The organism is Carboxylicivirga sp. M1479 (assembly GCF_007097485.1).
Classification (GTDB): domain Bacteria; phylum Bacteroidota; class Bacteroidia; order Bacteroidales; family Marinilabiliaceae; genus Carboxylicivirga.
In genome coordinates, this window is record NZ_VKDE01000004.1 from 362,298 (window position 1) to 372,007 (window position 9,710).

A 9,710-nucleotide genomic window follows, 5' to 3' on the forward strand; every position below is an offset into this window, starting at 1 on the left:
TAACAAGCGCTTAATTATTATCCCAAAATTCTTCAATCAGTTTTTTACTTAAGCCTGTTTCGGTTGGTTCGAAATGGCGCTTAAGTATAGCCCAACATTTATCTAAGGCCGGCTCAAGCTCAATTGGCTCTCCAAACGGCTCTTCAATATTGTCGATAAAATCGGTACGGTAGCGCAATAGCTTTTGTGAATAGGCATCATTTGCAGCACCTACTTCCGAAGCCTCGTAGGCTTTTTCGGCATCGGCTAACAACGAAGCCATGGCCGTCATTATGGCACGGTGGTCACTGCGTGTTTTCCCATTTACACCTTGCTTCAAGCGCGAAAGCGAACGGGCTAACTTCAACTTACCATTCTCCAGGAAGAACTGACCTTCGGTAATATACCCCGTGTTATCAGGCACTGGATCTTCCAATGATTCCAAGGTAGTTGCACCAATAATCGTAATTGAACCTGCACCCTCAATATCGGCTGCCACCTCATACCTTTTGGCTAACTCTGAATACAACGAACCTGGGTATCCTTGCAATGATGGAATCATGTCCTGGTAGTTGGCTACGTTACGCAAGATGTTTGACCAGTTGGTCATATCGGTTAGTAATACCAAAACATCTTTTCCCTGATCGCCAAACTCACGTGCTACACTTAAAGCAACGTCGGGTAACATCAAACCTTTGATCTGCGAGTCTCCGGCTAAGTGGGTAAACATGATGGTTTTATCAATGTTACCTGATTGCGCTAACTGCTCCTTAAAGTAGTGGTACTCATCAAACTTCAACCCTATACCAGCAAAAATAATTACATCGGCCTGTGCTCCCTGAGCGATTTGAGATAACAGACGGTTATAAGGCTCTGTAGGTCCGGCAAAAATTGGAATCTTCTGCGACTTTACAAGCGTATTAAACACATCAATCATCGGGATACCTGTCCATAACGCCTGCTTTGGCACGTTACGCACAGTTGGATTTAAGGTATCTAAACGGGTCGACACTTCTTTTTCAAAAATAACATCGGGTCCACCATCTGACACTTCACCAGCACCATCAAAACTACGTCCAAGCATTTTATTTGAGAAGCCTGCTGTTAAAGGAATCTCATGCATGCGTATTTTAGTTTGCGTACTTAGGCCTGTTGTGCCATTAAATACCTGAAAACGTGTTGTATCTTCAGTAATATTAATTGCCTTAGCAAAAGAAAGGCTTTGGTTGGTATCTGCTTCTAACAGCTCCACAACGTGGTTAAGCGCCACACCAGGGTTACCTTCAACAGAGATAAGGGCCTTACCGACTTCGCTAATTTTATTTATTTCCTTTCTTATCATACGGCGTACTCCTCCTGTAAAATAAATTTATCTACTGCTGATGGCAGCGTACTAATTTCCTCTTCTGATATAGCTGAGTAGTTCCAGGCTCTCCACCACTGACGCAACTCATCAAACTTATGCTTTATTAACTCTTTCAGCTGCTCATCATCCACATCGCCTGCATTAAAGTCAATATCACTATCAATCAAATTTTGAACAGCTTCGTTGATAACATCTAAACGAGCAGGACGCGTACAGGCATCATTTTTTTCAAATGCATCTTGCTGCATCACGCAAAAGTCAATGGTTAATCCTTTTTGAAACTGTATATAGTTGGATACTGGTACCTTTTTCAAACCAATGGTACTAATGGTTTGGTCAATATCGTTGGCATCGTTTAAGGTCTGTATCATTTTCTGACGATCTTTCCACGATACAAAGCCATCGTAAACAGAAGTGGTATAAACCAAAGGATCAATTGCCGGATATTTTTTGGCATCGGCACGATCCTGAGAAAGGCCCCAGAAACCACCTGTTGCATCCATGGTTGCTTGCGTTACCGGCTCCTGAAAGTTTCCACCTGCAGGCGATACGGTTCCAATAAATGTTAATGAACCACCAGTTCCTAAATCGTCGCCAGCACGCTGATACATACCTTTAATCTGATCCGGAATATCCATCGGGAAAGCTTCAGGACCTGGAATATCACCCTGACGACCACTACGCTCACGTAAGGCCTGTGCCCAACGCGATGTGGAATCAGCTAACATCACAACTTTCTTACCCTGATAACGGTAGTATTCGCCCACTGTTAAGGCAATAAATACGGATGCTTCACGAGCAGCTACAGGCATGGAGCTGGTGTTTCCGAAAATACACATACGATTCATTAAAGACTCGCCCGTTGTTGGATCTTCCAACTCAGCAAATTCTTTGAACACCTCTACGGCTTCTCCAGCGCGCTCGCCACATGCTGCCATAATAATTATATCGGCAACGGCATACTTACATAGTGAATGCTGCAACACTGTTTTTCCGGCACCAAAAGGACCCGGGTTTCCAACCGTTCCACCATATCCTACAGGGGCTAATAAGTCAATAACACGCACACCTGTTGAAATAGGCTTACTTGGAATAGCTCTATCAACAAAAGGGATTGGTGTTTTTACCGGTTGACGAAAAGCCAACTGCAATTCATGTTTTTTATTCTGCTCATCAACTATTACGGCTACTTGCTGGGTAATATTAAGCGAACTTTTATCGATAATACTTTCCACTTTACAAGCACCAAAGCTAAATGGCACTAATATTTTATGATCGACCTTACCTTCAGGTACGTTACCAATAACATCGCCACCAGATACCGTATCGCCAACTTTTACACTTGGGGTAAAATCCCATAATGCTTCTTCGTCTAAAGCTGGGGCATTCATTCCTGGCTTTAAATAATGATCTTCTTCGCTCAGTTTATACAAAGGATTCTGAAGCCCATCCCAAACACTTGTTAGAAGTCCTGGCCCTAACAATACAGATAGTGGCGTGCCTTTAAACACTACTTCATCACCAATTTTTGCGCCGGTTAAATCCTCAAAAACCTGCATTTCTACAATACCTGCATCGGCATTTTTAGGATCAGGCTGAATCTGCAAAACCTCCGCTTGGAGGAACTTTCCATCAACGGAAATCTCTGCAGTTTCCCCCATTATCACATCATCAAAGAATCGGGCTCTCACCAACGAATCCTGGATGGAAATCAGGTTCCCTGTCCTCTTTTTTTTGATATCGTTCATAAATTATTTTTTAAATCAGCCGGTAAGCTCCAACTGACTCCACATTACTAATATTAAAAGCAAATAATGCTCACAATTTTGGAAACCAAATATAGCTTTTTTTGACTCTTTTTCGCCAATAATTTAGATAGATTATAAAGAAGGAAAATTTAAAAATTTCATCCTGTAGCGAATGTAAAAATTATAGCATAAAATTGGAAGCAATATAGAATGAAGACTACCAATTTTATTGTAAAACGGCAAATCTAGCTAATGAATTTAAAAGCATGATTTTTAGCATATTCAGACCTCTATTTCTTTTTAGAGCACATAAAGAAAGCCGTCCCACCACAGGACGGCTTAGCAAAACATTAACCATAAAAACCAAATTCAACCAAGTGCTAGCACATGGCCGAACTGTTAGCCTTCTTAACCACTTCGAAGGCTTTTTCTATTTGATCTATCAAATCCTGTGAATCTTCTAGTCCTATACTTAATCTAACTAAAGAAGGTGAAATTCCTAATTTCAATCTATCTTCAGGTGCAACGTCAACATGCGTCATTGTTGCTGGATGCTCAGCTAAACTTTCTGTTGAACCAAGACTTACTGCCAATTTAAACAACTTTAAATTATCCAAGAACATGAAAGCTTCTTTCTCACCTCCAACTATATCAAAAGCGATCATTGAACCAGCAGATAAACATTGACGTTCAAATATCTCTTTCATTTCACTTCCCTCTTCCAGCATCCCAAGATAATGAATCTGATCAACCATTGGGTGATCCTTCAAATGCTCGGCAACAACCTTAGCGGTTTTAGCCTGGGCTTCCATACGTACTTTAATTGTTTCTAAGCTACGCTGCAGTAACCAACTTGAATTCGGATCTAGCTGACTACCAAAGAAAGTACGCATTACCTTAACCTGCATCACTAAATCTGCTGATCCTGTAATGGCACCGGCAATAACATCACTATGCCCACCAATAAATTTGGTAGCGGAGTAAACTACTAAATCGGCTCCAAACTCCATTGGATGCTGAAACACAGGCCCAAGAAAAGTATTATCAACAGCCAATACACATTTCTTTTCGTTTGTGCTAAAATATTTTGCGACGCGCGATACCATTTCAATATCAATAATTGAATTGGTAGGATTACCTGGTGTTTCGACATATACCATCGATGGTTTACGGCCAGGATATGCTTTTTCAACACGTTCAATAATTACATCTTCCTTTTCTCCTTTTACAAATCCAACAGCACCAATATTGAACTGAGGTAATACATGATGAATAAAATGGTCTGTTCCACCATAAACAGGGTGAGAGAATAATAGCACATCACCTGGCTTAACAAAGGATAAAATAGTTGTTGAGATGGCTGCCATTCCACTTGAGAAGAATGCACCAGCTTCCGCTTCGTCCCATAAAGCTAAACGCTTTTCAAGGATATCCATATTAGGATGGTTCAAGCGCGAATAAATCATTCCCATTTCTTCACCCTCGTTAGCCTCACGCAAACCGTAAGCCAACTCAAAATAAGCTTTTCCCTCTTCACAATTGTTGAAAGCAAAAGTAGATGTTTGATAAATAGGACACTTAACAGCACCTTGATGCTCGTGTGCATCATATGCATGTGACATCATCAAACTTTCTGGTTTCATCTTCTTATCCATCGTTGAAATATTTTTTATCAAAATTACATATTTGCAGTTCTTTCAACTACATTAAGATTGATATTTAGTCTTTTATTCTCTAATTTTGGTATTTAGTAGAATTTTACACAATTGCAGATTAAAATATATGAACGTAACAGAAAAAAATTCTTCCATAAATCTGGATGAAACAGATAAGAAGCTTCTGATGCTACTACAACAGAATGCAAAAATGACTACCAAGCAGCTTGCTCATCATTTAAACCTATCAACGACGCCCGTATTTGAACGTATAAAGAGATTAGAGAGAAATGGTGTAATAGAAAAGTATGTAGCAATAATAAATAAGGAAAAAGTAGGAAAAGAGTTGGTGGCTTTCTGCAATGTTTCATTAAAACAACACGCTCATGATGTTATTCGAGAGTTTGAAAGTGAAATTGCCAAATTGCCAGAAGTTATCGAATGCCATCACATTGCAGGTATGTTTGATTACACGCTCAAAATCATCACTAAAAACATGGATACTTACCATCACTTTGTATACAACAAACTGGCCTCTGTTAATAACATTGGCAATGTGCAGAGTTCGTTTGTGATGCGCGAGATAAAGTCAGGCACAGAACTGCATCTTGAATAATTCTATTTCTTAAGCGGTAAGTAAAAATAAAAGTTCGTACCAAGTCCTGGTTCAGACTCTACACCAATAGTTCCATGTAAAAGCTCTACTAAATTTTTGGTAATTGTTAAACCTAATCCATTACCTCCATATAAATCGTCGTTGCTATTTTCTATTTTTAAGAAGCGATCAAATATTTTGGATTGGGATTCATGACTAATACCAATACCGCTGTCTTCAACACTAAAACGAACTTGATCACCTTTTTTCTTAAGTGAAACTTTTACATAACCCTGCGAGGTAAACTTAAGTGCATTACTAATTAAATTATTTAAAATTTGACGAAGGCGAAAAGCATCTGTATCTATAAAGAGTACTTGTTCATCGCAATTCATTTCAAATTTAACTTCTTGCACATCTTGAATATTACGAGATGTATTAAATGTCTCAAAAACCTCTTTTAGCAATAGCACAACATCAATATTACTCCACATCACTTGTAATTGACCTGATTCAATCATTGAGATGTCTATAATATCATTCAGCAAGTGCAGTAAGTTATCTCCATTTGTTCGTATTAAACGAGCAAAATCAGTTTTTTCATGATTGGCAAATGAATCATCTAATAACAATTCAGAAAAACCTAAAATCGCATTCATAGGTGTTCGAATTTCATGACTCATGTTAGAAAGGAAAGCTGATTTTAAACGATCCGATTCCTCAGCAGCATCTTTAGCCTGTGACAATTCCTTTGTTCGAACATCAACGATTGACTCCAAGTTTTTAGCAAAACTTTCTATTTCTTCTTTTTGTCGTGCGATTTCATCCCGCTGCCGGTTGGCAATATTTCGCTGCAGTTGAATTTCTTTAGTACGAATTGCGACTCGTCTTTCTAAAACATCTTTATCGCGTCTAACTCTAATGTAATATAATCGACCGGTGATATAGATTAAGGCCAATATGATGATAATGGTTAAAATAATAAACCACTTGGTTTGCCAAAATGGAGGTAACACAACTAGGATGATACTCTTTGTGTTATTACATAAAAAACCATCTGCATTAGTTGATCGTACTTGTAATTCATACTCGCCAGGATTCAAATCAATAAAAGTTAGATTCTTTTTCTTTTTTAAAGGAATCCAATCCTGTGAATTTGGCAGCATCCGGTAGTAGTAGTCAATTTCATCGGGTCCCTGATAATCGAGGGCGGCGAAATTGATCGTAAAGAAACGTTCATCAGGTTTGAACTTCAACGTTTTTGCTGTTATCATGGAACTTTTAATAACAACATCTTGCAGATTACTCGAATCACGAACATTTACAGGTTGACCATACAACTCCAACGATGTAAAGAATATTGGGGGGTTATAATGAGATGGTGAAATACTATCGGGGTGAAATACATTAATCCCATTAATTCCACCAAAAACGATCCGTCCATCAGTAAGTTGTTCTCCAGCAAAATTAAATTCATCACTTTGTATGCCATCTTTCGCATCGTAATTCACCACTTCAGATGTTTCAATATCAATACGCGATAAACCTTTGTTACTAGTTACCCATAAGTAATTGTTATGTTCGAATACCCGATAGGTATAATCATTCGGTAAGCCTTGTTCGTAACCAAAATGCTTTATTACTTCTAGCCGATCGTTAATTAAATTCAGTCCCTTATCCGTTGTTAGCCAAATTCGTTTGTTCGAATCTTCATATATTGAATAAACGTCGGAGCTACTTAAACTTAATGAATCTTGACTGTCGCTTATCAGATATTTAAAGGAATCTGTTTCGCGTTGATAAACATTGACACCATATTTTGTCGAAATCCACAAGTCATCCTTATGATCTAGATGTATATCCCAAATCGTTTCATTACTAATATCCCCTTGCCGGTTAGTGTTATTATAATTATAAAAGCGTCCTGTCTGTTCGTCCAACTTAGCCAAACCATAAGCTGTTCCTACCCATAAAGTACCATCAAAATCGCGCTCGATTGCAAACACCTCATTATCGGGCAGGCTGGTGTTGTCACCATCTATGTTTGAATAAATAATATTGGATTTAGAAACCATATTATGCTTAATTAAGCCACGTGAAGTTCCTATCCAAAGAAAATGATCCTCCTCATCTTGATATAAAGACCAAACAGAAAAATTCCTTTTATCATTAAATACATAATAGGCTGTAATCTCATCAGTTTTTGTATCCCATAGTGATAAACCTTTCATTGTGCCAATCCACAAATGATCATCCCCACGCTTTAATAAGGTATAAACCGATTGTCCATTTATTCCACGTTCATCTTTTGTTTGGTAGTAATGTGTAAAGCGTGCTGTCGAAATATCCATATGTATACACCCTTTGCTTTTTGTACCAATCCATAAATGCTGCCTATCATCCAAGTATAAACTACGTATATAATTCTCATGTAAAGAATGAATGTCATAAGGATCGTGAGTATACTTTGTTACTTCTCCGTTTTTATCGATATAGGTAATCCCATGTTGGCCACTACTTAACCAGGTTCCGCCTTGTTTATCTAGTTCCACGTCGTGCACCACAAAACCCTCCTGGCTAATTATTTCGTATTTATACGTCGTTTTATTTAAAGAGTAAAAACCATTATCCGTGGCTAACAAAAGTTTCTGTCCATCTCTACTAAATTCTATATCCTCAATGATATTACTATTGAAATTAGATTTACTCGTAACTTTATTTTTGATAGTTGTAACGCTTCCATCCGACAAATCAATTTTCACAATGCCGTGACCATAAGTTCCAATCCACAAGGTATTGCTTTCTGTTATAACCTTGGTTGCAGATGTAAAAGGAAAAGTATTTAAAGAATCTTTTGTTGCTTCGTAATTTTGTACAAAACCAGTTTCTGGATCAAAAATACTCACACCATAGTTCGTACAAACTACAAGTTGACCATCAGTAGTAAAGGATAAGTCATATACAAAATCAGATAAAATTGAATTTTCTGACTCACTATACCGAAGATGCTTGAATTTTTCCGTTTTAGGATTGAAGACACTTAAGCCACCGCCATTAGTACCTATATATAGTAGATCATTTACACGATCTTCCAACAAACATGTAACCGCATTATTTATTAATCCAACTGAGGAATGCTCCTTAGAAGAAAAAATCGTGACGGAATTACCGTCATAACGGTTTAATCCATCAGCGGTACCAAACCACATAAAACCCCTGCTATCTTTTAAAATACAGTCAACAGTATTTTGCGATAAGCCATCATTTATTGAAAAATTATATGCGGGATACCTTTTTACTTGTGAAGACAATTTTATGGGATATAAAACCCCATATAACAAACACAAAAGTGTGAAATATTTAAAATAATAGTCTTTCAATAATTTACTTTTTAAGTCGTATAAAAGTAATTAAACTTCGTTATCAAGCAAATAATAAATAGAAACAAACAATATTACCTATCTATTGTTAACTCTCAATAGTAGACACATAAATAAATATCAATAATGGATATATTAGAAAAACTAAATTGGAGATATGCAACAAAGGCATTTGATCCTTCGAAAAAACTTAATAATGAACAACTTTCACGGTTATTAGAAGCTACCAATTTAGCACCTACATCGTTTGGTTTACAACCATTTAAAATTTTGCTTATCGAAACCAGTGACATTAGAGTAAAGTTGCAAAAAGCAGCATGGAACCAGCCGCAAACTACAGAAGCATCACATCTATTAATCTTTGCTGCTAATTTAGAACTTAATGACGATGATATTGATAATTTCTTAAGTCGCACATCTGAAATACGTAATATCCCTTTAAGCTCTTTAGCAGAATATGAGACAATGATGAAGGGTTTTGTTGCTCAAATGACATCTAATGATTTAGCGATTTGGTCGGCTAAACAAGCCTATATTGCTTTAGGACAATTAATGGTTGCGGCTTCGGTAGAAGGTATTGATACTTGCCCAATGGAAGGCTTTGATAAAGGTGCAGTTGATAAAATCCTAGACCTACCAAATCAAAAATTAGGTTCAGTTGTTATGGCTGCGGTAGGATTTCGTTCAAAAGACGATAAATACCAACACTTACCAAAAGTCAGAAAGCCACTTGATGAAATTATTATCAAACTATAATTGAGGAACATTACTAATATTAGGCTTGTAAATAAATTGCAAGCCTTTTTTATTCACTAAACTTTATAAACTCAAAAAATCCGATACTCAAAATGAATATCGGATTTCTCTAAAAAAAGGCGGCGACCTACTCTCCCACTTCTACGCAGTACCATCGGCGCTATCAGGCTTAACTTCTCTGTTCGGAATGGGAAGAGGTGGAACCCTGATGCAATAACCACCTAAATATTG

6 protein-coding genes and 1 rRNA gene are annotated in these 9,710 nt (G+C 37.5%); 2 read left to right on the forward strand and 5 right to left on the reverse strand.

Annotation, left to right across the window (positions count from 1 at the left end; genetic code table 11):
* Positions 1-10: 10 nt before the first annotated feature.
* The 3 genes from FNN09_RS04910 to FNN09_RS04920 all read right to left on the reverse strand — a co-directional run bounded on the left by FNN09_RS04910 (position 11) and on the right by FNN09_RS04920 (position 4,748).
* Positions 11-1,321, reverse strand: coding sequence for a V-type ATP synthase subunit B (locus FNN09_RS04910; RefSeq protein WP_143300367.1), 1,311 nt, complete (start codon positions 1,319-1,321; stop codon positions 11-13).
* Positions 1,318-3,093, reverse strand: coding sequence for a V-type ATP synthase subunit A (locus tag FNN09_RS04915; RefSeq protein WP_143300368.1), 1,776 nt, complete (start codon positions 3,091-3,093; stop codon positions 1,318-1,320). The genes FNN09_RS04910 and FNN09_RS04915 overlap by 4 nt, the downstream gene beginning before the upstream one ends.
* Before the next feature lie 380 nt (positions 3,094-3,473).
* Positions 3,474-4,748 (reverse strand): cystathionine gamma-synthase family protein, encoded by a 1,275-nt coding sequence (locus FNN09_RS04920; protein WP_143300369.1) that lies wholly within the window; start codon positions 4,746-4,748, stop codon positions 3,474-3,476.
* Positions 4,749-4,875: 127 nt separating this feature from the next.
* Here FNN09_RS04920 and FNN09_RS04925 point away from each other — a divergent pair, with 127 nt between their 5' ends.
* A complete protein-coding gene (locus tag FNN09_RS04925) occupies positions 4,876-5,364 on the forward strand; it encodes an Lrp/AsnC family transcriptional regulator (protein ID WP_221932417.1) in 489 nt (162 codons plus the stop codon).
* Between the two features lie 2 nt (positions 5,365-5,366).
* Here the strand turns inward: FNN09_RS04925 and FNN09_RS04930 are convergent, their stop codons facing one another.
* The gene (locus FNN09_RS04930) at positions 5,367-8,723 is read right to left on the reverse strand and encodes a hybrid sensor histidine kinase/response regulator (RefSeq protein WP_143300370.1); all 3,357 of its coding nucleotides are present in this window, start codon (positions 8,721-8,723) and stop codon (positions 5,367-5,369) included.
* 126 nt (positions 8,724-8,849) lie between these two features.
* Between FNN09_RS04930 and FNN09_RS04935 the strand changes: the two genes are divergently transcribed.
* Complete coding sequence (locus FNN09_RS04935; RefSeq protein WP_143300371.1) at positions 8,850-9,479, forward strand: NAD(P)H-dependent oxidoreductase; 630 nt, start codon at positions 8,850-8,852, stop codon at positions 9,477-9,479.
* A 114-nt stretch (positions 9,480-9,593) separates the two neighbouring features.
* Here FNN09_RS04935 and rrf read toward each other — a convergent pair.
* Positions 9,594-9,704 (reverse strand): 5S ribosomal RNA (gene rrf / locus FNN09_RS04940).
* Between the last annotated feature and the right edge of the window lie 6 nt (positions 9,705-9,710).

Excerpts from the sequence above, each read along its gene's own strand:
- FNN09_RS04920 (WP_143300369.1), bottom strand. The coding sequence starts at position 4,748 with ATGGATAAGAAGATGAAACCAGAAAGTTTGATGATGTCACATGCATAT.
- FNN09_RS04910 (WP_143300367.1), bottom strand. The coding sequence starts at position 1,321 with ATGATAAGAAAGGAAATAAATAAAATTAGCGAAGTCGGTAAGGCCCTT.
- FNN09_RS04915 (WP_143300368.1), bottom strand. The coding sequence starts at position 3,093 with ATGAACGATATCAAAAAAAAGAGGACAGGGAACCTGATTTCCATCCAG.
- FNN09_RS04925 (WP_221932417.1), top strand. The coding sequence starts at position 4,876 with ATGAACGTAACAGAAAAAAATTCTTCCATAAATCTGGATGAAACAGAT.
- FNN09_RS04935 (WP_143300371.1), top strand. The coding sequence starts at position 8,850 with ATGGATATATTAGAAAAACTAAATTGGAGATATGCAACAAAGGCATTT.